Origin of the sequence: Lysinibacillus fusiformis, assembly GCF_003049525.1 — a bacterium.
GTDB lineage: Bacteria > Bacillota > Bacilli > Bacillales_A > Planococcaceae > Lysinibacillus > Lysinibacillus fusiformis.
Genome location: NZ_PYWL01000001.1, coordinates 322,356 through 348,417 on the forward strand (window position 1 = coordinate 322,356; position 26,062 = coordinate 348,417).

The window sequence follows — 26,062 nt, forward strand, 5'->3', positions numbered from 1 at the left end:
TCCTCCCCTTTATCCTAATCGTTGTTTTGCGTCAGCTGCACGTCTTAACGCTTGACCGACATAATTTATACCAAGCATCAAAACTAGAATTAATAATGATGCGGGCAACCAAATCCACCATTTTGAAGATAATACTATCGGGTTTGTTGCATAGCTTACTAGCGTCCCTAAGCTAGGTGTAGATGGCGGTAAACCAAAGCCTAAGAATGATAGACCCGTTTCAATGCCCACATTTCCTGCAAAGTTTAACGTTAATTCTACTATTAGCAACGAACTTAAATTTGGTAGTATCCCTTTAAACATAATGGCAAAATCACTAGTCCCCATTGTTTTCGAGGCACTAACATAATCTCTACGCCCTTCAGATAAAGCTTTACTTCTGACGAGACGTGCAGTCCCTATCCATTGAAAGGCACTTAAAATCAAAATCAACTCAAAAACACCATATTTCGGAATAATTGTAACTAACACAATGATAATCATTAATGTCGGTAAGGTCATAAGGAAATCAATGATACGCATAAATAAATTATCGATAAAGCCGCCATAATAGCCCATTATAATGCCAAGGGCGATCCCTAAGGCATTCGCAATAAGGGTAATAGCAACTGCAATTAATATAGAATTTTTCGCACCGATAATTAGCTGTCCATACATATCACGACCAGCCTCATCAGCCCCAAGGATATATCCATTAACACCAGGCTCTGTAAAACGCTCTAATAATTTAATCCGTAATATTTCATCCTGATTCATAAAGGCGGACATAATCAATATTACAATTATAAGCAATGTTATTCCAATAAATGACAATAACGCTAATTTATCTTTTCTGAATTCACGGATCACGACTTGAATTCCTGTTGGTGGCATACTTTCAACTTTCACTACATCATTTTTTTGCTCCATTTTATTCACCTCTCCTTATGCGTTCAATGTAACTGTTAGTCTATGCGGATACGTGGATCAACAATGCTCATAATGATATCTGACAATAGACTACCTAATAACGCTAAGAAGCCATAAAGCATAACAAGAGCTGTAATAACACTATAATCGCGACTTGTTACGGAATGGATGAATAATTGACCCATGCCCGGGAAGCCAAAAATTGTCTCTATGAAAATCGAGCCGCCTAATAAACCTGTAATTGTAAAGCCAAGGAAGGCCGCAATTGGTAATAAAGAGTTACGGAAAATATGTCTTCTATAGATTTTTTTCATCGGTACGCCTTTACTACGAGCTGTCTTAACATAATCCTGTGTTTTGGCATCAATAATCTCTGAACGTAAGTATTGAATAATCGTCGTTGTCGCTAAAATGGCATACGTCATTGCAGGTAGTATTAAATGATACAAGCGATTCCAATAATACTCGAGCGTTCCAGGCTCTACACCTACATCGACTGTTCCACTCGTCGGAAACCACATTAAACGATAGCCAAAAATATATAAGAAAATTAAGCCCAATACAAAGGTTGGTATTGCATAGCTTATAAAGCTATACAGAGTAATCGACTTATCATACAAAGTATCCTGCTTACGTCCTGCTATCATTCCTAATGGGATAGCTATTAAATAAACAAGGATGGTACTAAGTAGGGCAAGCCAAAATGTGTTTAATGCACGCTCGCCAATCAATGAGGACACTGCAAGTTTATATGTATAGCTTTGTCCAAAATCACCCTGAAAGGCATTGATCACCCAATGATAATATTGTACATACCATGGATCATAATAACCCGCTTGAATTCTAAGTTCTTCTATACGTGCAGGATCTGTTTCTGGTGTAATTAACCCTGTAAAAGGATCACCTGGCATTTGTTTTGCTAAAATAAAAATAATTAAGCTTAAGACAAACATTTGAGGAATCATTAAAATTACTCTTCTAGCTATTGTTTTCCACATTTCACATTCCTCCTGACATTGCAACCATATGTGTGTCTGAAATGGATTTCAGTGGATAGACTTTTCCATGCTCATCATAATATTTATGTTGCTCTTGTTGATAATTTCCTTCTACTTGTTGTCGAACTAATTTACGTTCATTCCTAGTCTCTGGTTCGATATTTGGAATGGCTGATAAAAGTCGGTTCGTGTATATATGCTGCGGATTTTTATAAATATCATGTCTTGTGCCAGTTTCCACAAAGCGTCCTTTATACATAATAGAAATGTGATCGCACATATGTTTAACAACGCCTAAATCATGGGAAATGAATAAGTACGTTAGACCATACTCATTTTGAATATCTTTCATAAAATTCAACACTTGTGCCTGTACAGATAAATCAAGCGCTGAAACAGGTTCATCCGCAATAATCATTTTAGGGTTACAAGCAACCGCTCGCGCAATGCCCAGGCGTTGCTTTTGACCACCTGAAAATTCATGGGGATACTTTAGTAAAACATCTTCTGACATCCCAACAATAGCAAGCAACTCTTTAATGCGCTTGCGTTCCTCTTGGTCACTAAGCTTCATAAAATTACGAATAGGCTCGGCTAGTATATCGAGAACGCGTTTTCTAGGGTTCATACTGGAATGAGAGTCTTGGAAAATCATTTGAATGTCTCTGTTATAAGCAGAATCCCTTTTTCTCTGCTGATTTGTCACATTTTCACCCTCATAAAAAATTTGACCTGAGGTGATTTTTTCTAAGCCAATGATCGCTTTTCCTGTTGTTGATTTACCTGATCCTGATTCTCCGACTAACCCATATGTCTTGCCCTTTTCGAACTCCATTGTTACGCCATCCACTGCATATACTCGATCAACAACGGTATTAAAAAATCCACCACGTATTGGATAGTGAACACTTAAATCTTTAATTTGCATAAAGCTCATACAGTCCCGCCCCCTTCTTCACCTTCAAAATGAAAGTGTTTCCAGCAGGTACATCTCACAAAATGTCCTGGTGCAATTTCATGTAATTGTGGTTTTGCTTCGTGTGAAGATGTATCAATCCACGGAATACGTCCTGAAAAACGACAACCTTCTCGAGGTAAATTAATTAAGGATGGTACCATCCCTTGAATAACCTCGAGTCTTTCATTTTCGCTATGTGTTTGTGGAATTGAATTTAATAGTGAACGAGTGTAAGGGTGCCTTGGATTATTGAATAACTCCTGAACGGGCGCCTCTTCTACGACTTCACCTGCGTACATAACTACAACTCGGTCAGCCATCTCTGCTACAACACCTAAATCATGTGTAATGAGAATAATGCCTGTCTCAGTCTCAGTCTGTAATGCTTTTAACAGGTCCAGAATTTGGGCCTGTATTGTAACATCTAAAGCTGTTGTTGGTTCATCAGCAATTAAAATAGCAGGCTTACATGATAAGGCGATTGCAATCATGACACGCTGACGCATCCCCCCCGATAGCTGATGAGGAAATTGTCTAGCTACACGTTCTGGGTTTGCAATCCCAACTTGATTTAGTAATTCTAATACTCTTTCACTTCGCTGTTGTTTTGAAAGCTTTGTATGATAGATTAACCCCTCTTCAATTTGTTCGCTAATTCTCATTAAAGGGTTAAGTGCTGAAAGTGGGTCCTGAAAAATAAATCCTATATCATTACCACGTAAGTTATTAAATTGTTGGTCATTCAATTTAGCTAGATTTTGATTATTATAAAAAATATCACCAGTAACCTTTGTATTTACTTCGTTGTGCAAGCCTACAATTGTAGTCGCTAACGTACTTTTACCACAACCGGATTCTCCAACTATTGCTAATACCTCATTTTTTTGAAGCGAAAGTGAGACATCATCTACAGCAGCGTGGTATGTATCTTTTATGCGAAAACTTGTAGTCAAATTTGTTATTGTTAGTAATTCTTTTGCTGTATTCAAACAATCTCTCCTCTATAATTCAATATTCTGAAAATACAAACGGTACTTTATATCAGAATTATATATAGTTTTTCTCTCTTCTCCTCTCCTTTTTATCTTGGCAAGCGTGATTTTAATAATTTTTTTGCCTTCCACTTGTCATCCACTGATAGAATTATCTGAAAATTAAACCGTGCTATTATTTTAGCTAGAAAACATGTATAAACGCAAGTCCCTTTTTCAAATTTTTTCAATCCGGCATATAAATTTCCACCATACATCTCCCTTTTAAAAATAGTTTTTTTATATTTTGGTTGTAAGAAATATTTTACTTCTTCTTTACAAAGTTACAATTTCCACAAATAAAAATTATTTTAATATAACAAAAATAATCATGTCATATATTTATATTCACAAATAAAATGCTATTAATCTTAAAGAAACAAGTAATTCATAGCAAAAAATTAAAAGTTAACTTTTAGGGTAAAGTTATATTTCACACATTTTTACTTTCAATGAATAATTTCGGGCGTTGAAGTGCTAATATTTCAAATTACTTTGAGAAAACAATTTAAAGCTTTTAATTTTTGGCTATCTACCATACTTCTTAATTATTCCGAATTGACGAATTTTTATATAATATTCAATATAAAAATACTATTTAGAATATTTTTAAAGGAAATTACATGTTTTTATGTTAAAATTTCCAATGACAAAGTTTTATTATATTATTTTTTAATTTCAGCATATGGAAAGGTTGTCTGTGATGGCAAAAATTAATGATGAATGGTTTACAGTAGAAGAAATCAATAATGAAACGTATGCTATAAGTGAATATGGTCATTGGGAAAAAATACATTCTTTTTTATTAATTGGGGAAAAACGCGCTGTTCTCATTGATACAGGTCTTGGGATCGATAATATTCAAAGGATTAGTAAACAATTAACATCTCTCCCCATTACTGTGATTACAACACATGTCCATTGGGATCATATTGGTAGTCATGGGGCGTTTCATGATATTTATGTTCATAAAGAGGAAGTTGATTGGCTAATCCATGGTATCCCTAAATTATCTATCGAACAGATTAGAACGGATGTTGGCCGTAATATTACGTTACCCACACCCAAAACGTTTAATCCATCGCACTACAAGCCTTTTCAGGGACAGCCTTCAGGTGTATTAGAAGATGGAGATGTTATAAATATAGGGAACCGAAAATTATCTATTCTCCACACGCCAGGGCACTCTCCTGGCCATATTGCGCTTTTGGATCATAAATATGGTTATTTGTTTACAGGGGACTTACTATATGATCAAGCTCCTATTTATGCATTCTTTCCAACTACTAGCCCTGAGGATTTAGTCCAATCTTTAGAGAAGATAGCTAACTTACCTTCTCTTACTAAAATTTTTGGTTCACATCATACATTAGGTCTTGACCCTTCTATCTTATTAGAGGTAAAAAAGGCAGTTATTACACTTCGAGAGAATAATCTAGTACATTTTGGGACAGGTATACATCGTTTTAATGGTTTTAGTATTCAATTTTAAATACCCTCTCCCTATTTAAATAGGAAGAAAAAAGCTGTTCTACAGGTCAAATAACCTATAGAACAGCTTTTCATTATAGCTCTCCTGCCTTTAATTTTGCATGCCACTCTTTTAAGAATGGAATATCATCTTCTTTAATCGCACCTGATTCATTTGCTGCTTCAATCAGATAATCGAAGTTAGTTAATGAGACATATTGGATGCCTGCTTCATCAAATGCTTGTTCAGCTCGTGGGAGATTATATGTGTAGACACAAACAACTCCTAGTACTTCACAACCTGCTGCACGTAATGCTTCAACTGCCGTGATCGAAGAACCACCTGTTGAGACGATATCCTCTACTACAACTACTTTTTGACCCGCTGCGTATTTTCCTTCAATTTGATTGCCACGGCCATGTTCTTTCGCTTTAGAGCGTACATAAACCATTGGTAATTCTAAAATATCACTTACCCATGCTGCATGTGGAATACCTGCTGTTGCTGTACCTGCTACTATTTCCGTCGCACCAAAATTTTCTTTAATTACAGCTGCTAAGCCATTTGCAAGTTGTTTACGAATAATAGGGTCCGAGATTGTTAAACGTGTATCACAGTATATAGGTGATTTAATACCAGATGCCCATGTAAATAATTCAGTTGGATTTAATTCTACAGCACCCACCTTTAGCATAGCGTGTGCAATTTCATTTTGTAATGTCATTATTTATGCCTCCCATAATTCACTTACGATTTTATATGCCGCTACTGGATCCTGTGCACCTGTTACAGCACGTCCAACAACAATGAGTGAAGAACCATCACGCTTTGCCCCATCCGGTGTGGCAATACGTTTTTGATCGTGTGCAGCGCCACCTGCTAAACGAATCCCAGGTGTTACACGAAGAAAATCATCACCACACACTTCAGCTATTGCCTTCGCCTCGTGTACTGAACAAACGACACCTTGTAAGCCAGCTTGTTTTGTGAGACGTGCATAATGTAGAACAGACTCTTGTAAGGATAAAGTAATTCTTTGCTCTGCCTGCATTTGCTCCTCTGTTGTGGAAGTTAATTGTGTTACGGCAATTAATGCTGGACGTTCCTTGCCAGCAGATGTTCCGGCTTCTAGACCTTCTAGGGCAGCCTCCATCATTGGACGACCACCTGCCGCATGGACATTCACTAAATTTACTCCTAGTTTTGCTAAGCCCTTCATAGCAGAGCCTACTGTATTCGGGATATCATGCAGTTTTAAATCAAGAAAAATATCAAGACCTAATTCTTTTACTTTGCGAACAATATCAGGTCCTTCTTGCATATATAATTCCATACCAATTTTCACGAAAAGAGGCTCATGGAAGTGCTTTAAGAAATCGAATACTTCTTTTTCTCCTGGAAAATCTAATGCTAGTATAGGTTTAGTATTCATTAACGATGGCTCCTTCCAATAATATCTGTTATATGTTCTACTCCAAGTGCGTCAAGTTTTGCTGGTAATTCATCAATAATATTTGGGCAAACGAAGTGGTCTACAAAATTTGCTGTGCCTACTGCTACAGCCGAAGCACCTGCGGACATAAAATCAATGACATCCTGTGCTTCTGTCACACCTCCCATGCCAATAATCGGAATATTGACAGCCTTGTATACTTCATAAACCATTCGGATGGCTACGGGCTTTACAGCAGGGCCCGATAGGCCACCTGTGCCATTCGCGATGACTGGTTTCCCTGTCCGCTCATCTAAACGCATACCTACTAATGTGTTAATCATTGTTATACCATCTGCGCCACCCGCTTCCACAGCCAAAGCAATGTCTACGATATTCGTTACATTCGGTGATAGCTTCACATAAACAGGAACAGTGGATACAGCTTTAACCGCTTTAACAAGCTCTCGCGCTGTGGCAGGGTCAGTCCCAAATTGAATGCCACCACACTTAACATTTGGACAAGAAATATTCAGCTCTAGAGCTTGGACATTAGGTGCTGCCGAAATACGTCTTGCTACTTCTACATAATCCTCAGTCTCCGTTCCGGCCACATTGGCAATGATTGGCACATCATAGCCCTCTAAAAATTTTAATTCCTCATTCATCACTTTTTCAATGCCTGGATTTTGTAGGCCAATTGCATTTAACATCCCTGCTGCTGTTTCAGCTACACGCGGCGTTGGATTACCTGCACGAGTTTCAACTGTTGTTGCTTTAATCATGATTGCCCCTAGCTTAGATAGATCGTAAAGCTGTGCATATTCACGTCCAAAGCCAAAGCAGCCGGAAGCTGGCATAATAGGGTTTTTTAATTCTAAACCTGGTAATTGAATGTTTAAACGACTCATAATGCCACCGTACCTTTCGGGAAAACTGGACCATCAGAGCATACTTTGACATAATCTTTTGCTACTTGATCGGTTGTTTTGCAGACACATGCAAAACAAGCACCAATACCGCAGCCCATACGCTCTTCAAATGATAAAAATCCTTCTTTTTCTGGATAGAAGCCTTCAAGCGCTTTTAACATTGGTAGAGGACCACAAGAATAAAAGATATCGAATTCAGGTGCTCGGGACTCTAACACATTTGTCACAAAGCCTTTTGTCCCTTTAGAACCGTCAACCGTTACATAGTGCGTTTCTCCAAGGGCACTGAATTCTTCCTCGTAGAAGCATACATCTTCCGTTTGAAAGCCGAGCACATGTATTGTTTTAACACCACGTGCGTTTAATTGCTTGGAAAGCTCGTGTAGTGGAGGCACTCCGATTCCTCCACCAACTAGCAGGGCTGTTCCTCCCTCTTTTACTGCGTCTACTGGGAAACCATTGCCAATTGGACCAAGGACGTTGACCTGTTGACCTTCACGATTTGTCGCTAACACTTTGGTACCACGACCCTCAGCACGGTAGATCATTGTAAATTCATTGTTGTCTTTATCTATATTTGCAATACTAATCGGTCGACGTAAAAGCGGCTCCAATGAATCCGACACCTTTACATGGACAAACTGGCCAGGAGTCATATCCTGAACCAGTTGACCATGAAGTGTCAGTTCGAAAATGTTTGTCGCAATTTGCTTTTGAGAGACGACCGTCATTTTCTCTTGACGTATCATATTAGTGTACTACCTCCGCTTTTGGCATTTCCTCTGCTGTAAATGTCATAGATTCGATGACACGTACCATTGCTTCTGCTGTATCTAATGATGTGAGACAAGGTACGCCATTTTCTACAGACTCACGACGGATTCGGAAACCATCTCGAGCTGGTTGCTTACCTTTTGTTAATGTATTAACAACAAGCTGAGCTTCACCATTTTGGATCAGATCGATCAGTGTTTGTCCCTTCGCACCAATCTTGCCAACGACATCTGTGCGCACTCCAGCTTCTTCAAATGCTTTTGCTGTTCCTTCAGTCGCTACAATGCGATAGCCTACTGTTGAGAAACGTTTCGCTAATGCGATTGCTTCTTCTTTATCCTTATCAGATACTGTAAACAATACTGTTCCTTCTGTGCGAATTTCCATTCCAGCTGCAACTAAACCTTTATAAAGTGCTTTTTCTAAAGTTGCATCTTTGCCCATTACTTCCCCAGTAGATTTCATTTCAGGGCCTAATGTTATATCTACACGGCGTAATTTGGCAAATGAGAACACCGGAACTTTCACAAATACACCTTTTTGTTCAGGCGCTAACCCTGTTGGATAGCCCTGCTCGACAATTGATTTCCCTAAAATAGCTTTCGTTGCAATATTAGCCATAGGGATATTTGTAATTTTACTTAAGAATGGTACTGTACGTGATGAACGTGGATTCACCTCGATGACAAATACCTCACCTTGGGAAATTACATATTGAATGTTCATTAAGCCAACGATTCCAAGACCTTTTGCAAGACGTGTTGTATAGTCTACTAATGTATCCTTTTGATGCTGTGTTAATTTCTGTGGGGGGTAAACTGATATAGAGTCACCAGAGTGTACCCCTGCGCGCTCAATATGTTCCATAATACCTGGGATTAATACATTTTCTCCATCACAGATAGCATCTACTTCAATTTCCTGACCTGTTAGATAACGGTCCACTAAAACCGGATGATCTGGAGATGCTTCCACTGCGTTCTCCATGTAGTGCTTTAACTCTTCTTGATTGTAAACAATTTCCATCGCGCGGCCACCTAGCACATAGGAAGGACGAACAAGTACTGGGAAGCCTAGACGCTCACCAATGGCAAGTGCTTCCACTGTAGAAACCGCTGTTTCACCCTGTGGCTGTGGAATATCTAAGTCTCGTAAAGCTTGTTCGAATTTATCGCGGTTTTCTGCACGGTCGATATCCTCTAGAGAAGTTCCTAAGATTTTCACACCATTTGCAGCTAACTTATCAGCAAGATTAATCGCTGTTTGACCACCGAATTGAACAACAACTCCGATTGGCTGTTCTAAGTCGATAATATGCATAACATCCTCGATTGTTAATGGCTCGAAGTATAATTTATCAGAAATTGAGAAGTCCGTAGACACTGTTTCTGGATTTGAGTTGATAATGATTGCTTCATAGCCTGCCTCTTGAATGGCCCATACTGAATGGACAGTAGCATAGTCGAATTCTACCCCTTGCCCGATGCGAATCGGTCCTGAACCTAGTACTACTACAGACGGTTTTTCTGACTTAATCGATTCGTTTTCTTCCTCGTATGTGCCATAGAAGTAAGGTGTTTCAGATTCAAACTCTGCTGCACATGTATCAACCATTTTATAGACAGGAATAATTCCATGCTCTTTACGATATGCGTAGATTGCTTCTTCTGTCGTGTTCCAAAGCTCAGCAATTTTCTTATCGGCAAAGCCTAAGCGTTTTGCCGTACGTAGCACTTCTTGATCATCTTTATGGTCAACTAGTGTTTGTTCCATATCTACAATGTTTTTAAATTTATTTAAGAAGAATAAGTCAATGGCTGACCATTCATGGATTTGTTCAATTGTCACACCACGGCGTAATGCTTCCCCGATGAAGAATAAACGCTCATCCCCAGCCTTGCGGATACGTTTTTCGATCCAAGAATCAGAGTTGTCTTCAGGATGCTTTAGCTCTAAGTGAACTTGACCTGTTTCAAGTGAACGAACCGCTTTTAACATCGCTTCCTCGAATGTACGGCCTAGCGCCATCACTTCACCAGTAGCCTTCATTTGCGTGCCAAGATTACGCTTAGCTGATTCGAATTTATCGAATGGCCAGCGTGGGATTTTAGCGACAATATAGTCTAGAGCAGGCTCAAAGCAAGCATATGTTGATCCTGTTACAGGGTTTTTAATTTCATCTAATGTTAAACCAACTGCAATTTTTGCTGCTAGCTTGGCAATTGGATAGCCTGTTGCTTTAGAGGCTAAAGCAGAAGAACGTGATACACGTGGATTTACTTCAATTACATAGTAGTTGAAGCTATATGGATCTAGTGCTAACTGTACGTTACAGCCACCTTCGATTTTTAACGCTCGGATAATATCTAATGAAATATTACGTAGCATTTGATTTTCACGATCTGATAGTGTTTGAGTCGGTGCTACTACAATCGAATCACCTGTGTGAATTCCTACTGGGTCAACATTTTCCATATTACATACCACAATGGCATTATCTACTGCATCGCGCATTACTTCATATTCGATCTCTTTATAGCCTGCAATTGATTTTTCTAGTAAGCATTGTGTTACGGGTGAATATTTAAGGCCTGATGTTACGATTTCCTCTAAATCCTGATCATTGTAGCAAATACCGCCTCCTGTACCACCTAGCGTAAAGGCTGGACGAACAATAACAGGGTAACCAATTTTGACTACAAACTTTTTCGCTTCGTCTAAGGAATGGATAATATCAGACTCAGGTACTGGAGCACCCAATTCGTACATTAAGTTACGGAATAAATCTCGGTCCTCTGCTTTATGAATAGCATCTAGTTTTGTTCCAAGAATTTCTATACCAAGCTCATCTAAGATGCCTGATTGATCTAATTCAATCGCCATATTCAGACCAGTTTGACCACCAAGCGTTGGCAAAATAGCATCTGGGCGTTCTTTACGTAAAATGCGAGAGACAAAATCAAGAGAAATCGGTTCGATATAAACTTTATCCGCAATTTCTGTATCAGTCATAATTGTGGCAGGGTTTGAGTTGATTAAGATAACACGGTAGCCCTCTTCTTTTAATGACAAACAAGCTTGTGTTCCTGCGTAGTCAAATTCTGCTGCTTGTCCGATGACGATAGGGCCTGAGCCGATTACTAAAATTGTTTCAATATCTGTACGTTTAGGCATGTTGTTTCCCCTTCCCTGCTTCTACTTCCATCATTTCGATAAATTCATCAAATAAGTGGTTTGAATCTTCTGGTCCTGGTGATGCTTCTGGGTGGTATTGTACTGTGAAAATTGGATATTTTTTATGACGTACACCCTCACATGTACCGTCATTTAAGGCGATATGCGTTAATTCTAAATCAGTATCTTGTAATGATTCGATATCGATAGCGTAGCCGTGATTTTGAGATGTTAAATCTGTACGACCTGTGCGTAAATCTTTTACTGGATGATTGCCACCACGGTGTCCAAATGGTAGTTTAAAGGCTTTCGCTCCACTCGCTAACGAAAAAATTTGATGACCTAAGCAAATACCGAACATTGGCACTTTTCCGATTAAGTTACGTACTGTTTCGATACCTTCTTGGACATCTTCTGGATTTCCTGGTCCGTTTGATAGCATGATGCCATCTGGATGCCAAGCTAAAATTTCTTCAGCTGACGTATTGTAAGGAACGACTAGTACATCACAATCACGTTTATTTAATTCACGAAGAATGCCGTGTTTCATGCCGTAGTCAATTAAGACCACTCGTTTACCTCGTCCAGGTGATGGATAGGCAGCTTTTGGCGATACTTCACGTACATGGTGTGTTATAGCTGGTGTCGTTTGCAATTGCGCGATAACCTCACTCACATTTACTTCTTCATCGGCTGCTGTCAAAATCGCCTTTACTGATCCTTTACTACGAATAATACGTGTTAATTTACGCGTATCAATTCCCTCAATACCAGGAATATCTTTCGATGTTAAATAGTCATCTAATGTTAAATCGCAACGGAAGTTAGAAGGCGTTTTAGCTAGTTCGCGTACCACAAATCCACGTATAGCTGGCGTGATGGACTCAAAATCATCTCGGTTAATGCCGTAGTTTCCTACCATTGGATACGTCAATGTAACAATTTGACCGTAGAATGAAGGGTCTGAAATTGTTTCTTGATACCCTGTCATACCTGTCGTAAATACAACCTCACCCTGTGAAGCACGATCACTCCCAAATGCTGTACCTGTAAATACTGTGCCATCCTCTAAAACTAGTAAACGTTTTTTCATTACTCTGCCTCCTGATATACGATATTTCCTTCAAAAATGGTTAGTACCGGCCAACCTTTTGCAACCCAACCGTTAAATGGTGTATTACGTCCTTTTGATACAAAGCCTTCCGCATCAATTGTTTGTTCTTTTTGAATATCTATTAAAATCATATCCGCTGAAGCACCAACTGCTAATGTGCCATATGGTAGATCAAAAATTTCAGCTGCTTTCACGGACATCCAGTCGATTAATTGTTTTAAAGTCCATTTTCCTGTTTCAACAAATTGTGTATAGAGTAGTGGGAAGGCTGTTTCGAAACCTACAATGCCAAATGGTGCGCCCACCATACCACAGCATTTTTCTTCAACTGTATGTGGCGCATGATCTGTCGCGATACAATCGATAGTCCCATCAAGTAGTGCGGCATGTAGCGAATCTTTGTCATCAGCCCCACGCAATGGTGGATTCATTTTCCAGTTCGCATCATCAGATGGAATATCCATTTCTTCAAGTAATAAATGATGCGGACAAACCTCAGCTGTTACACGAATTCCGGCTGCCTTTGCATCTCTTACCGCACGAACAGATTCTTTTGTTGATACGTGACAAACATGATAGCGTGCACCTGCAGCCTCAGCAAGCAGTACATCTCGTGCAATTTGAACGGATTCGCAAATGGAAGGAATCCCTGGAAGATCAAGCTCCTTATTACGCTTTCCTTCATGCATAACCCCATCATAAATTAATGAATTGTCCTCGCAATGCGCTACAACTACCATATCGTGCTGGGCAGCATCCTTCATTTGCTCATACATGGTTGAAGCAAGCTGAATTCCTACGCCATCATCTGAGAACGCTACAGCTCCATGCGCCTTTAACTCCTCCACATTTGTTCGAACTTCCCCAGAAATATCCTTTGTTAGCGAACCGTATGGGAGTACTCGAATAACAGCACTTTCTTTGATCAGCCCATTAATAAGCTGCATGTTTTCCACTGAATCTGGTACCGGCTTTGTATTTGGCATGGCGCAAATTGTCGTAAAGCCACCTTTTGCTGCTGAGGCAGACCCTGTTGCGATTGTTTCTTTATGTTCAAAGCCTGGCTCTCGTAAATGTGTATGCACATCGACAAAGCCTGGCGCTACAATAAAGCCCTTACCCTCAATGACCTCCGCACCTACTACCGTTACATCTTGGCCAATTGCTGTAATTATTCCTTCTGCCATGGCGATATTGACTGTTTGCAGCTCACCTTGTTCATTTAACATTTGCACATTTTGAAGTACTTTTGTCATGTTATTCTCTCCCCCTTAAAATGGTTTCCACAATGGCCATCCGTGTGTAGACTCCATTTCGTACCTGCTCGAAAATTCGAGAACGTCCACACTCTACAAGCTCAGTAGCAATTTCTACATCACGATTCACTGGTGCTGGATGCATAATAATAGCTGATTCTTTCATTTGCTTTTCTCGTTCAATTGTTAAGCCGTATTCTTGATGGTAGCCTTCTTTCGAAAAGCTTTTATTTACTTTATGACGTTCATGTTGCACACGTAATAGCATAATGACATCGCTATTCTCGATTAAATCATCCCAAGAATGATGAGCTTCAAATCCTCCTGACCATTCTTCTGGACAAAGGAAGTGAACATTTGCCCCTAAACGTTGTAATGCATGGGCATTTGATTTTGCTACTCGACTATGTGAGATATCCCCAACAATCGTAATATTCAGCCCTTCAAAATAACCAAACTCTTTTTTTATCGTATATAGATCCAATAATGATTGGGATGGATGCTGCCCTGCGCCGTCTCCTGCATTGATGATAGCTACATTAATACCATTTAGTAGCTCATTATAATATTCATCTTCTGATGCTCGAATAATGACTGCATCTAAACCAATCATTTCTAAAGTTTTGACCGTATCGTACAATGTCTCCCCTTTAGTCACACTCGAAAATCCAGCGTCGAAAGGGATGATATGACAGCCAATTTTATGCTCAGCCATTTCGAAGCTTGATTTTGTCCGTGTACTTGGTTCGAAAAATAAGTTGGCAACGTTGTATATCCGAGATAACGATGATGTTTCACCATTTTCAAACGCTTGCGCAAGATCTAGGATGTGGTTAATCTCTTCTGTTGTTAAATGTTCCATCGATAATAAGTTCTTCATCATGTGACCCCCATAAGGTTGTATGTCATGAACGTCTATGTATGACGTTCTTTTCATAAAGTAAAAGCCCCGTTGATGTCATCAACGAGGCATAAGGAGGCGTGACAAACTACAGCAGGAAATCATCCTTACTTTAGTCTATCCACAACTTCCCTTTTTTTGCCTCTCTGGACAATTCATTAAAAGGTACTACTATGAATTTTTATTTTGATTGTATGGTACAGGTTTTTCGGCTTCTTTCTTACCTGGTAATATGGCATTCAATAGCACCCCGATGATAGCGGCTAGTGCCATTCCTTCAATACTTAATGATTCTGAAATGACGAACTTCGCTCCGCCAATCCCGATGACTAAAATCACTGAAGCAATTACTAGATTACGACTATTCCCGAAATCAATATGATTATCTACTAGCATACGTAAACCACTAGCTGCAATAATACCGAAGAGCAAGATGGACACCCCACCTAGTACTGCGGTTGGAATAGTTGCAATCACTGCCATTGCTTTCCCGAAGAATGATAGTAAGATGGCTACTATTGCAGCACCTGCGATAACGTACACACTATAAACACGAGTAATTGCTAGAACTCCAATATTTTCACCGTAAGTTGTTTTAGGTGGACCACCGATTAGCGCACTTACGAATGTGCCAAGTCCATCACCTAGTAGGGAGCGGTGTAAACCAGGTTCCTTAATGTAATCACGGTTAACTACTTTCCCTAATACAAGCTGATGACCAATATGTTCAGAAATCGTTACAATCACGATTGGTACCATGACAAGTAGAATTTTTGTTGTGATTTCAAATTCATAATGCACACCGGGTAGCAAGAAGTCTGGCATAGCAAAGAATTTTGCGTTGGCAATCGGTGTATAATCTACAATGTCGACAATCATGGAGTAAACATAGCCAACGATTAAGCCCATCAAAATTGGCATTGTACTTAAAATTCCTTTAAAGAAAATCGTGAAGATAATCGCTGTAAACACTGTGACTAAAGCTGCTGAGAAGTGTAAAAAGCTATACTCCCCATTGACATTCATCGCCATATTCACGGCCGTACCCGATAGGCCTAATCCAATAACCATGATTACTGGTCCAACTACAATCGGTGGTAAAATTTTCATGATCCACTTATAACCACTTTTCCAAATGATTAAGGATACGATTCCGTAGGTGATTCCGACAGCCATTGCGCCAATCATGGCATTTCCTGGGTTTACACTGGAGCCATCCTCGTTCAAACCGCCTGCCGCCAATAATATGGGAGCAATAAAGGCAAAGGAGGAGCCTAAGTAAGCCGGTACCTGAAATTTTGTAATTAATAGGAAGAATATTGTTGCAATCCCACTTGTTAAAAGGGCAATTGCAGGGCTAAGACCTACTAACTGTGGCACTAAGATTGTTGAACCAAACATCGCAAACATATGTTGGAAGCTTAATGTCACTAGCTGAAGTGGGGTTGGTTTATCCTTAATATCTAATACTGCATTTGACATTTTGTTTCCTCACTTTATTGTTCGTCTTCTTTATAAATAATAACGCAATCTTCTCCATCCACATCTTGTAAATTGACAATGATGCGCTCAGAGCCAGAAGTCGGAACATTTTTCCCTACATAATCTGCTCTGATTGGTAGCTCTCGATGACCTCTATCAACTAGAACAGCTAGTTGAATTTGTCCAGGTCTTCCTAAATCCATGACAGCGTCTAGTGCTGCGCGAACTGTTCGTCCTGTATAAAGAACATCATCGACTAAAATAATTTTTTGATTTTTCACTTCATGCTCAATGTCAACTTGCTCAACATGTGCTTGTTCATTTTCATGCTTCATTGTTAAATCATCGCGGTAAAGTGTAATATCAAGCTCGCCAGTACGAATCGGTTTACCTTCGATCTTTTCAATTCGTTGTGCCAAGCGTTTGGCTAGAAAGGCACCTCGTGTTTTAATGCCAACTAAAATACATTCATCAATTCCTTTGTTACGTTCAATAATTTCATGAGCAATACGTGTTAATGCTCGTGCCATTGAAGGACCATCTAACAATTCATTTTGAGCCAAATTCGTTTCCTCCTCTCTACCATCTAATGTGGCCATATGTCCATAAAAAAACCTCTCGAGGCGAATAGCCTGAGAGGGTTGTATACGTGTTAAAAAAGCATGTTGAAAAATTTGCAGCACAAATTTTTTGCAACACTATCACATGACCCTTCTCAGCCTCTCTGGACTGCTATTAAAGGTGAATATTTAGTTAGGTTGTTCATTCACTGTCGTTAGTATAGACTTTCTTTGCGTATACGTCAATGCTTATTTCGTAATTCATTTAATAATTGCTCATAATCAGCAGGAAGTGGTGTTTCAAACTCTAAGTATTCACCTGAAGAAGGATGATTGAAGCCTAGCGTTGCTGCATGAAGAACTTGTCCACCAAAATCAATTGTCTTTTTCGGTCCATACTTTGGATCTCCAACAAGCGGGAAGCCGATATAATTCATATGCACACGAATTTGATGTGTTCGTCCTGTTTCTAGACGACACTCTACAAGCGTATAATCACCAAAGCGCTCTACCACATGGAAATGAGTTACTGCATGTTTACCATTATCAACAATAGCCTGCTTCTGACGGTCCTTCTGATCACGACCGATTGGCGCATCAATAGTCCCTTTATCATGTGCAATATGCCCATGTACAAGAGCAATATATTTACGAGTAACAGTTTTATTGACTAGCTGATCCACTAATGATTCATGAGCTACATCGTTTTTGGCAACCATTAATAAGCCGGATGTATCTTTATCAATACGGTGGACTATACCTGGACGCATAATCCCATTGATCCCCGATAAATCTTTACATTGATACATTAACCCATTTACTAGCGTGCCTGTCAAATGCCCTGGTGCTGGATGAACGACCATACCCTTTGGTTTGTTCACAACAAGAACATCAGCATCCTCATAAACAATATCAAGTGCTAGATTTTCTGCGATTACATCAAGCGGTTCAGCTTCTGGTACATCAATAGCAATAACGTCCCCCGCTTTTACCTTATATTTTGGTTTCACAGCATCGCCATTTACTTTGATATTTCCGTCACTAACCCAGTTCCCAATCTGCGTGCGCGACCATTCAGATTGTAAGCTTGAAAGTGCTTTATCAATGCGCTCTCCTTGCTGTTGTTCTTCGATTGTATATGTTACTTGCGTCATTGTTTCACCTGTTTCTTCTCTTTTTTATCTTCCATAATTAAGCCAATCATAAGTATAACAACAGCAATCGTCAATGCAGCATCTGCCACATTAAAAATTGGGAAATCATACTTAATAATTGGAATTAAAACATCTACAAAATCGACCACTTCTCCTCTAAATATACGATCGATAAAGTTCCCTATTGCTCCACCAAGTAATAGCATTAAGCCCACTTGAAAAATTGGCTTCCCTTTTGCCTCTCTATGATAAAAATAGACAATGGCACAGATAACGGCAACTGTTACGATACTAAACAACCACATTTGCCCTTCTAGCATCCCCCATGCTGCACCTCTGTTACGATGAGACAAAATGCCAAACCATGGGTCTAATACAGCAATACGTTCACCATACTCCATATTTTTCACAATCAACCACTTTGTCCATTGGTCCAATAAGACGACAAAGGCAGCCAATCCATAATATTTATACACAAACATTCCTCCGTTCGCTCAACATCTAACCTATTCTACCATATCAGCACCATTGACAATAACTAATATCACATCAAAATATGGCGGATTCCAAATCTCTTGAAAATACAAAAAAGCTATCTCTATCACTTTTTGAGCAATAGAAATAGCCAAACTTCTAGTTTTATACTGTTTCAGATTCTTTTGAATGGACGCGCTTCATAAAATCATTGACATCAGCAGGTACCTTTCGATCTAATAGTGACACAATAATCACTGATAAGAAACCGACAGGAACCGTCACAATCCCTGGAATTTTAAACTGTAAGAAACTCGGTAAAGTTCCTGGTAAAAAAATCATCCACATGGACACAGCAAGTCCAATAAGTAATCCCGCAATGGCTCCTTTTTCTGTCATGCCTCTCCACCAAATACCTAAAATGAATATTGGCGTAAATGTACTTGCTGCGACTGTAAAGGCGAGCGCCACTAAATGACCGATAGATGCATCCTTAACAAGAAGCCCCAGTGCCCCATATAAAATACCCAATAGGACGATAGCAACTTTTCCAGCAATGACGCGCTGTTTTTGCGTAATGTCCTTTTTCATAATGTTAGCATACAAATCATGAGCAAGTGCCCCAGAGCTTGTAATAAAGAGCCCTGAAAGATTGGAGAATATAGCTGCAAATGCCCCCGCTATAACTAAGCCAAGCAACCATTTACCACCTAGAGCTAGCGCTGTAGTCGGTATCACCATGTTGTTTCCGCCCAGTACAAGATCACGCATAACCTCTTCACTCGCTGTTCCCGAGATGAAAATTGAACGACCAACAACACCCAAATAAACCGCTAATAAAAAGAATGTACTAGCAATCCCAATAGCCATCAGCGCGGATTTTCGAGCTGCTTTAGCACTTGGATTCGTATAAAAACGCAATAAAATATGAGGAAGTCCAATCGTTCCTAAAGCTAAACCAATCGTCATGCTAATCGTTTGCCAAAATGTTGGGAAATAAAAGCCTGTCCCTGTCCATGCGGCACCATCAAAATTAACATCATTCCCATCTAAAGCATATGGGGATGTGCCCGTAATAGGACCGCTAAAGGAATTAATAGCTGCAAGAATTTTATCGTAATGCAAGCCACTGTATACCGCTGCTACTAGCATCACAATAAATGCACCAAGACGAATCCACAGCTCCAAAGCTTGGTTAATGGTTGTTCCTTTCATACCACCAATACCTACATAAAAAATCATGACAACACATGTAAAGATAATACCAAATTCATAGGAAGTGCCGAAAAACATACTTAAAATTTGAGCAGCACCTAATAGTTGCGGAGCTGCATAAAAGCCTGAAATTGCTAATACTACCGCAACCGCTACTAGTCGTGCTCGTTTACTATGAAAACGATAGCCCAAAAAATCCGCTACCGTAAATGCACCAAATCGTCTCAAAGGGCCTGCTACAAATATAGCTAATAAGGTTAAACCAATTGAGAAACAAAAAGCATAATAAGCCCCGTCATATCCTAGTTGAAATGTTAAACCCGCAATACCGAGGAATGTGGCTGCACTTAAATAATCCCCACCGATTGCAGAACCATTTGTAAACCAGCCAAAGCTTCTTCCTCCTACAAAGAAATCCGATGCAGTTGCATTTCTTTTTGTTAAATACGTAATGTATACAATCGTTCCCATTAATGCAATGGTCATTAACATCTTTGGTTCTAAAAGAGCTCCCATCATTCAACTCATCCCCCTTGTTTCAACTACTTATTGGCTAAATCATATTTTTTCAGGCGTTTTTCGTACATGGCAGTATGCACATAAGCGATAATAAATGCCATCGCCATCATGACAACAGTTGTCACAAACCAGGTTACCGTCATACCACCCCACATTTTCTTAAAGGCAAATGCTGGTGCAAACCAATTCATAACAGGGATACTAAAAATTAATATAAAATAAAATACCGATAAGCCTAAACCCGTTGTAAATTCATCTTTCATAATTTTATTTGTCTCCGCATCTAGAGGTGGAAGATCCTTTACATCAATGGTGCCTGCCTCCACGTATTCATAATCATGACTCCCTACTTCTGCCATAGCCAACTCCCCCTTTATTTGTATCAGTAAATAATTATCTGAAATTTCAAATTATTATTTACTACAATTATTTTATTCTATTTCAACTTCAATATAGATATAAAATATTGCTGTATTAGTACAAAAAAATGCTATTTTAAGTTAAAATATTTCTAACATTTTTATTCTTGGGGGTTGGTAGCATTTTAAAGGTGGTATGGTTTATGGAAAGCTCATTGGATAAGCAACAAATGAGAGATTGGTTAGAAGAAGTTTTACCAAACGCTTTAATGGAGTGTAAAGAGCCAAAACCAGAAGATGACACCCTTATTGTCTATGAAGTCAATCGGTTATTTGATTGGGTGAAGATTAAGCGACTAAAAAGAAATTATCCTAATAGTATAATTGTCCCAATTGTTACAGAACACCTCACCTACTCGACTGGTATAGCAATTGAATTAGTTTTACCTGCACTTCTCATCAAACCATTACAAAAATCAAAATTTTTACGAATTGTAAAAAAGTTACACACTTCCTATCAGGAGAAAAAGGGTAGCACACTTACCATGCTCGAACTGACACAACAAATTTCCCAACATCAAACTTCTCCTTTCCGAGAAGCTTTTTTAAAACGTCTGATACGCGGTGAGATCGATAATGAACAGGAAATCATACAATCTGCATCCTTTTTATCGACTAACTGTATTCCTAATATGGTGTTCTTAATACAAGGCTATATTGATGTAAATGAACAGAGAGCTCATCCACAAGATGCGTGTAGCATTATCACAACTGTTATTCAGCAGAAATTTGCCGATAAAGCGCCGTTGTCCTTTTTACATTTTGAACGCTATTTACTTCTTCTTTTGCGAATTCCAAAAGACTATAACTCATTCAAGCATTGGTCAGAGGGCAAAGCATCTTTATTAGAGGTCATCGAGACACTAAAAAAGGACCATTGTATCCACCTTTTCATGGGGGTTGGGGGAGTATTTCAGGATGCTATGCAAGTGAAGGAATCCTATACTCAGGCACGAAAAGCTCGAAGAAAACCGCCTATTGATAACATTCATATACGGTATTACGAAGATTTAACGAAGCACCCACAGCTTCAAAAAGCCATTCAATTTATAGAGGAGCATTTTGACGAACAGCTTTCTATAAGTGAAGTTGCGAAATATATAAGCTTTAGCCCAACACATTTTAGCAGGCTATTTAAAAGAGAAACGGGTCGCAATTTTGTTGACTATGTTGCCTTTACACGTATTATCAAAACTTTACCCTTTTTACGAAAGTTTGATTATACGGTTGATAAAATCTCCTCTACCTGTGGGTTCAATACACCGAATTATTACAGTCTAACCTTTAAAAAATATGTTGGAATATCGCCAACAGACTACCGCAATACGAAAGAAATTTTGTTTAAATAGGATGTAGTTTTTCGAGAATCTGCAAAAACCACATGAAAAAAGCAAGCCCCTTAAAGGAGACTTGCCTATAAGCTACATAGAAAGCAGATTCTTATTATTCACTGATTCCACTTACGCGTAATATTTTTCTACTACTTCTGCACAGCGTGCACAAACTGTCGGATGTGCCTCATTCGCACCAACTGTTTCCGTAATAGACCAGCAACGTTCACACTTCTCACCTGTAGCCTTTTCAACAACAATGGATACATGTTCAAGTACCAAAGCATCTGCTGGTGCTTCTTCAATTGTAGCTACCTCAAAAGCAGAAACGATAGATAGTTGTGCAAAATCAATGTTTGCATCGTTCAATAATGATACTATATCTTCTTTTGCATATACTGTTACTTTTGCTTCAAGAGACTTACCAATCGTTTTAGCATTACGAGCTTCTTCCAATGCTTTTAAAATATCATCACGTACATCAATGATTTTTTCCCATTTTGCACGAAGATTTTCAAAATTAGCTTGTACATTTTCCATTGGGAAGTCCGTTAATTGAACAGAAGCTTCCTCTACAATACCTTGAGCATGTAAGTATGACCACATTTCATCTGTAGTATGAGGGATGATTGGTGTCATAATTTTAACTAAAGTCATTAATGTATCATAAATAACTGTTTGCATTGCTCGTCGATCTTTGTTGTCAGAACCTTCGATGTAAACTACATCTTTTGCAATATCTAAATAGAATGAAGATAACTCTACTGCTACAAAATTATTCACAACATGATAAACAGCAGCGAAATCATAACGATTATATGCAGCACGTACAGTTTTTAGGACATCCTGTAAACGCATATACACATATTGATCCATTTCACGAAGCTCTGCGTAGGCTACACGATCTTTTGTTGGATCGAAATCAGCAATATTGCCGTGTAGGAAACGGAAAGTGTTACGAATTTTACGATATACTTCTGATACTTGCTTCAACATATCCATAGAAATTCGCACGTCAGCAGTATAGTCTACAGAAGCAACCCATAGACGAAGAATATCTGCTCCATATTGATCCATTACCTTTTGTGGAATGATGACATTCCCTAATGATTTACTCATTTTACGACCTTCACCATCAAGAACGAAACCATGCGTTAAAAGTCCTTTATATGGTGCTAAGCCATTAATAGCTACTGATGTAATAAGTGAAGAGTTAAACCATCCACGGTGTTGGTCAGAGCCTTCTAAATATAGATCAGCAGGGTATTTCATGCCACGTTCTACAAGTACACCTTGGTGTGAAGAACCTGAGTCGAACCATACGTCCATAATATCATTTTCTTTTGTAAATTCACCGTTCGGGCTACCCGGATGTGTAAAGCCTTCTGGTAACAACTCTTTTGCTGTTTTTTGGAACCAAATATTTGAGCCATGTTCACGGAATAGTGCTGAGATATGGCTAATTGTTTCAGGTGTAATAATTGGTTCACCATTTTCAGCGTAGAAAATTGGAATTGGTACACCCCAAGCACGCTGACGAGAAATTACCCAATCTCCACGGTCACGAATCATATTGTAAAGACGTGTTTCTCCCCAAGCTGGTGTAAATGCAGTTGCTTTAACAGCCTCTAATAGCTCTCCACGGAACGCTTCAACAGACGCAAACCATTGAGGTGTGGCACGATAAATAACTGGTTTTTTTGTACGCCAATCATGTGGGTATGAGTGTGAAATGAAACCAAGACTTTCTAATGCATCTACTTCTTTTAGCTTTTCTGTCACTAGTTTATTGGCATCATTATAAAAGACGCCCTCAAACCCAGGTGCTTCATCCGTATAGCAGCCACTGTTATCAAGTGGACTAAGAATGTCTAAGCCATATTGCTTACTAATATGATAATCGTCTTCCCCGTGTCCTGGAGCTGTGTGAACACAGCCAGTACCTGCGTCAGCAGTAACATGTTCCCCTACCATTACAAGTGAATCACGATCATAGAAAGGATGCTGAGCGACAATACGATCTAAGACTTCACCCTTCACTTCTTGAACAACTTCATATGCTTCCCATTCAAGAGCAGTTGCCACAGTTTCTAATAAATCTTTTGCAATGATGAATTTTTTATTTGCTACTGCAACGACAACATAAACGAACTCAGGATTTAAAGAAATCCCTAAGTTTGCTGGTAATGTCCAAGGAGTTGTTGTCCAAATAACAAATTTAGCATCTGCTGGTACAACACCTTTTGCATCTTTAATAGCAAAGCTTACATAAATGGAAGGCGATTTAATATCTTTATATTCAATTTCTGCTTCAGCAAGAGCAGATTCAGAAGACGGTGACCAATATACTGGTTTTAAACCTTTATAAATATATCCTTTTTCCGCCATCTTTCCGAATACTTCAATTTGACGAGCTTCAAACTCAGGTTTCAATGTAATATAAGGATTTTCCCAATTACCACGGATCCCTAAACGACGGAATTGATTTCGTTGATTGTCAATTTGCTCATATGCATATTCTTCACAAAGTTGACGGAAAGCTGCTACTGACATTTCTTTACGTTTGACACCTTTATTTGTCAATGCTTGTTCGATAGGTAGACCATGCGTATCCCAGCCAGGAATATAATTAACATGGTAACCAGTCATTGAACGATGACGTGTAATCATATCCTTTAATACTTTATTCAATGCATGTCCAATATGAATATCACCATTTGCATACGGAGGGCCATCATGAAGTACATATTCAGGACGACCTTCCGTACGCTCCATCTGTAATTTGTTAATATCCATCTCATTCCATTTATCTTGCATTTTTGGTTCATTTGCTGGTAAATTTCCACGCATTGGGAAATCCGTTTTTGGCATTAATAAAGTATCTTTGTATTCCACCATAAAAAAATCCTCCTTTATTTTACATCAAGCATATCGACACTCTTCTCATACGACAGTTATGGGCTAACTTTTCTGAAACAATTCGCGGACAAATAAAAAAAGCCCTCATCCACTAAGGGACGAGAAGCTTCTACTCGCGGTACCACCCTACTTGTAGCACAATCCAAATAGGTTGCACTACCTCTTTCAAGCACATTAACGTCGTGCATCACGAAATAACTTACTTTTTTCAGTTATTTAGCTCAGAAGTGATGTTCATTGTTAGTTGCTTGTTTGGGCTTCCACTATCCCCAAATCGCTTCACCACGCCTAACAAATACTGTCTTCGTCTCTGCTTCTATGCATATGTCTGTACAAAATAATTGCTATAACAAAGTATATGAAATTCAAACAATCGCGTCAAGTTTCATTTAAATTTGATCCTCTCCATGAAAAGGAGAGTTACATATCTTCTGCTTCTTGCGCTTCATCTACAGAAGCTTGAATTTCTGTTAAATCGATATCATACTGAAGCAAATGCTCCCAATCGTCAGCATTTAATAAATCAAGCTGGGCTTCAACAAGCATTTTGAAACGATTACGGAACACCTTAGATTGTTTTTTAAGTTCATCAATTTCAATTGTAACCTTACGTGCTTTCGTTAAAGCATCATTAACGATTCGATCAGCATTTTTCTCTGCTTCTTTGACAATAAGCTTTGCCTCTTTTTGAGAATTTCTACGTACTTCATCTGCAGCTTCTTGTGCAACCACAATAGACTTTTGTAATGTTTCTTCTAAAGAGCTAAAATGCCTCGCTTGCTCTAAGGCCATTTCTAGTTGCTTATCAACCTCTTTTTTTTCACGCAGCAAAATTTCATAGTCTTTAATGATTTGATCTAAAAATTCATTTACTTCATCTTCAGCATATCCTCTGAAAGCTTTTGTAAACTCCTTATTATGTATATCAATAGGTGATAATGGCATACTATCCTTCTCTCCTTTTCGTGTACATTCGTAATTCCTATTATACAATTCTTCCGACAACTTAGCAGTATAAAATAATGAAATTTACTTTTCT

Annotated in this window: 22 protein-coding genes and 1 other annotated feature; of the genes, 2 read left to right on the forward strand and 20 right to left on the reverse strand. The window is 38.8% G+C overall.

Annotation, left to right across the window (positions count from 1 at the left end; translation table 11 throughout):
• Window positions 1–9 precede the first annotated feature (9 nt).
• Genes C9J29_RS01615 through C9J29_RS01630 form a run of 4 tightly spaced genes read right to left on the reverse strand, consistent with a single transcriptional unit; the run spans window position 10 to window position 3,854 of the window.
• Window positions 10–909, reverse strand: a complete 900-nt coding sequence (locus C9J29_RS01615) for an ABC transporter permease (protein WP_008173808.1) — start codon at window positions 907–909, stop codon at window positions 10–12.
• A gap of 35 nt (window positions 910–944) precedes the next feature.
• On the reverse strand, window positions 945–1,907 hold the full coding sequence (gene opp4B, locus C9J29_RS01620; RefSeq protein ID WP_008173810.1) for an oligopeptide ABC transporter permease: 963 nt from the start codon (window positions 1,905–1,907) through the stop codon (window positions 945–947).
• A gap of 1 nt (window position 1,908) precedes the next feature.
• Window positions 1,909–2,844, reverse strand: coding sequence for an ATP-binding cassette domain-containing protein (locus C9J29_RS01625; protein WP_008173813.1), 936 nt, complete (start codon window positions 2,842–2,844; stop codon window positions 1,909–1,911).
• The gene (locus C9J29_RS01630; RefSeq protein WP_036226357.1) at window positions 2,841–3,854 is read right to left on the reverse strand and encodes an ABC transporter ATP-binding protein; all 1,014 of its coding nucleotides are present in this window, start codon (window positions 3,852–3,854) and stop codon (window positions 2,841–2,843) included. Before C9J29_RS01630 ends, C9J29_RS01625 begins: the two co-directional genes overlap by 4 nt.
• Before the next feature lie 745 nt (window positions 3,855–4,599).
• Here C9J29_RS01630 and C9J29_RS01635 point away from each other — a divergent pair.
• Complete coding sequence (locus C9J29_RS01635; protein ID WP_107921517.1) at window positions 4,600–5,388, forward strand: MBL fold metallo-hydrolase; 789 nt, start codon at window positions 4,600–4,602, stop codon at window positions 5,386–5,388.
• Between the two features lie 73 nt (window positions 5,389–5,461).
• Here C9J29_RS01635 and pyrE read toward each other — a convergent pair whose 3' ends face one another.
• The 14 genes from pyrE to C9J29_RS01705 all read right to left on the reverse strand — a co-directional run bounded on the left by pyrE (window position 5,462) and on the right by C9J29_RS01705 (window position 20,713).
• Window positions 5,462–6,091, reverse strand: a complete 630-nt coding sequence (gene pyrE / locus C9J29_RS01640; protein ID WP_008173819.1) for an orotate phosphoribosyltransferase — start codon at window positions 6,089–6,091, stop codon at window positions 5,462–5,464.
• Window positions 6,092–6,094: 3 nt separating this feature from the next.
• A complete protein-coding gene (gene pyrF, locus C9J29_RS01645) occupies window positions 6,095–6,799 on the reverse strand; it encodes an orotidine-5'-phosphate decarboxylase (protein WP_107921518.1) in 705 nt (234 codons plus the stop codon).
• Entirely contained in the window at window positions 6,799–7,710 is a 912-nt protein-coding gene (locus tag C9J29_RS01650; protein ID WP_107921519.1) for a dihydroorotate dehydrogenase, read from the reverse strand. Before C9J29_RS01650 ends, pyrF begins: the two co-directional genes overlap by 1 nt.
• A complete protein-coding gene (locus tag C9J29_RS01655) occupies window positions 7,707–8,480 on the reverse strand; it encodes a dihydroorotate dehydrogenase electron transfer subunit (RefSeq protein ID WP_008173824.1) in 774 nt (257 codons plus the stop codon). Before C9J29_RS01655 ends, C9J29_RS01650 begins: the two co-directional genes overlap by 4 nt.
• Before the next feature lies 1 nt (window position 8,481).
• A complete protein-coding gene (gene carB / locus C9J29_RS01660) occupies window positions 8,482–11,679 on the reverse strand; it encodes a carbamoyl-phosphate synthase large subunit (RefSeq protein WP_008173826.1) in 3,198 nt (1,065 codons plus the stop codon).
• The gene (locus tag C9J29_RS01665; protein WP_008173828.1) at window positions 11,672–12,772 is read right to left on the reverse strand and encodes a carbamoyl phosphate synthase small subunit; all 1,101 of its coding nucleotides are present in this window, start codon (window positions 12,770–12,772) and stop codon (window positions 11,672–11,674) included. Before C9J29_RS01665 ends, carB begins: the two co-directional genes overlap by 8 nt.
• A complete protein-coding gene (locus C9J29_RS01670) occupies window positions 12,772–14,049 on the reverse strand; it encodes a dihydroorotase (protein ID WP_107921520.1) in 1,278 nt (425 codons plus the stop codon). The genes C9J29_RS01665 and C9J29_RS01670 overlap by 1 nt, the downstream gene beginning before the upstream one ends.
• 1 nt (window position 14,050) lies before the next feature.
• Window positions 14,051–14,929 (reverse strand): aspartate carbamoyltransferase catalytic subunit, encoded by an 879-nt coding sequence (locus tag C9J29_RS01675; RefSeq protein WP_107921521.1) that lies wholly within the window; start codon window positions 14,927–14,929, stop codon window positions 14,051–14,053.
• 192 nt (window positions 14,930–15,121) lie between these two features.
• Window positions 15,122–16,432, reverse strand: a complete 1,311-nt coding sequence (locus C9J29_RS01680) for a uracil-xanthine permease family protein (protein ID WP_089985285.1) — start codon at window positions 16,430–16,432, stop codon at window positions 15,122–15,124.
• Between the two features lie 14 nt (window positions 16,433–16,446).
• Window positions 16,447–16,995, reverse strand: coding sequence for a bifunctional pyr operon transcriptional regulator/uracil phosphoribosyltransferase PyrR (gene pyrR, locus C9J29_RS01685; protein WP_025113865.1), 549 nt, complete (start codon window positions 16,993–16,995; stop codon window positions 16,447–16,449).
• Between the two features lie 239 nt (window positions 16,996–17,234).
• Window positions 17,235–18,146 (reverse strand): RluA family pseudouridine synthase, encoded by a 912-nt coding sequence (locus tag C9J29_RS01690; RefSeq protein WP_008173836.1) that lies wholly within the window; start codon window positions 18,144–18,146, stop codon window positions 17,235–17,237.
• Window positions 18,143–18,622, reverse strand: coding sequence for a signal peptidase II (gene lspA, locus C9J29_RS01695; RefSeq protein WP_025113863.1), 480 nt, complete (start codon window positions 18,620–18,622; stop codon window positions 18,143–18,145). The genes C9J29_RS01690 and lspA overlap by 4 nt, the downstream gene beginning before the upstream one ends.
• A gap of 163 nt (window positions 18,623–18,785) precedes the next feature.
• The gene (locus C9J29_RS01700) at window positions 18,786–20,354 is read right to left on the reverse strand and encodes a sodium/solute symporter (protein WP_107921522.1); all 1,569 of its coding nucleotides are present in this window, start codon (window positions 20,352–20,354) and stop codon (window positions 18,786–18,788) included.
• Between the two features lie 23 nt (window positions 20,355–20,377).
• Window positions 20,378–20,713 carry a hypothetical protein gene (locus C9J29_RS01705; RefSeq protein WP_036123805.1) on the reverse strand — a complete coding sequence of 112 codons (336 nt, stop codon included), beginning with the start codon at window positions 20,711–20,713 and terminating at the stop codon, window positions 20,378–20,380.
• A gap of 203 nt (window positions 20,714–20,916) precedes the next feature.
• Here C9J29_RS01705 and C9J29_RS01710 point away from each other — a divergent pair, with 203 nt between their 5' ends.
• A complete protein-coding gene (locus C9J29_RS01710) occupies window positions 20,917–22,122 on the forward strand; it encodes an AraC family transcriptional regulator (protein ID WP_043989666.1) in 1,206 nt (401 codons plus the stop codon).
• A gap of 111 nt (window positions 22,123–22,233) precedes the next feature.
• On the opposite strand, the gene ileS is transcribed toward C9J29_RS01710, so the two are convergent.
• Together ileS and C9J29_RS01720 are read right to left on the reverse strand one after the other, a co-directional pair.
• Window positions 22,234–25,002: an isoleucine--tRNA ligase gene (gene ileS, locus C9J29_RS01715; RefSeq protein WP_107921523.1), complete on the reverse strand. Its 2,769-nt coding sequence runs from the start codon at window positions 25,000–25,002 to the stop codon at window positions 22,234–22,236.
• A 112-nt stretch (window positions 25,003–25,114) separates the two neighbouring features.
• Window positions 25,115–25,343 (reverse strand) — a binding site (T-box leader).
• 100 nt (window positions 25,344–25,443) lie between these two features.
• Window positions 25,444–25,968 carry a DivIVA domain-containing protein gene (locus C9J29_RS01720; protein WP_008173848.1) on the reverse strand — a complete coding sequence of 175 codons (525 nt, stop codon included), beginning with the start codon at window positions 25,966–25,968 and terminating at the stop codon, window positions 25,444–25,446.
• Window positions 25,969–26,062: the final 94 nt, after the last annotated feature.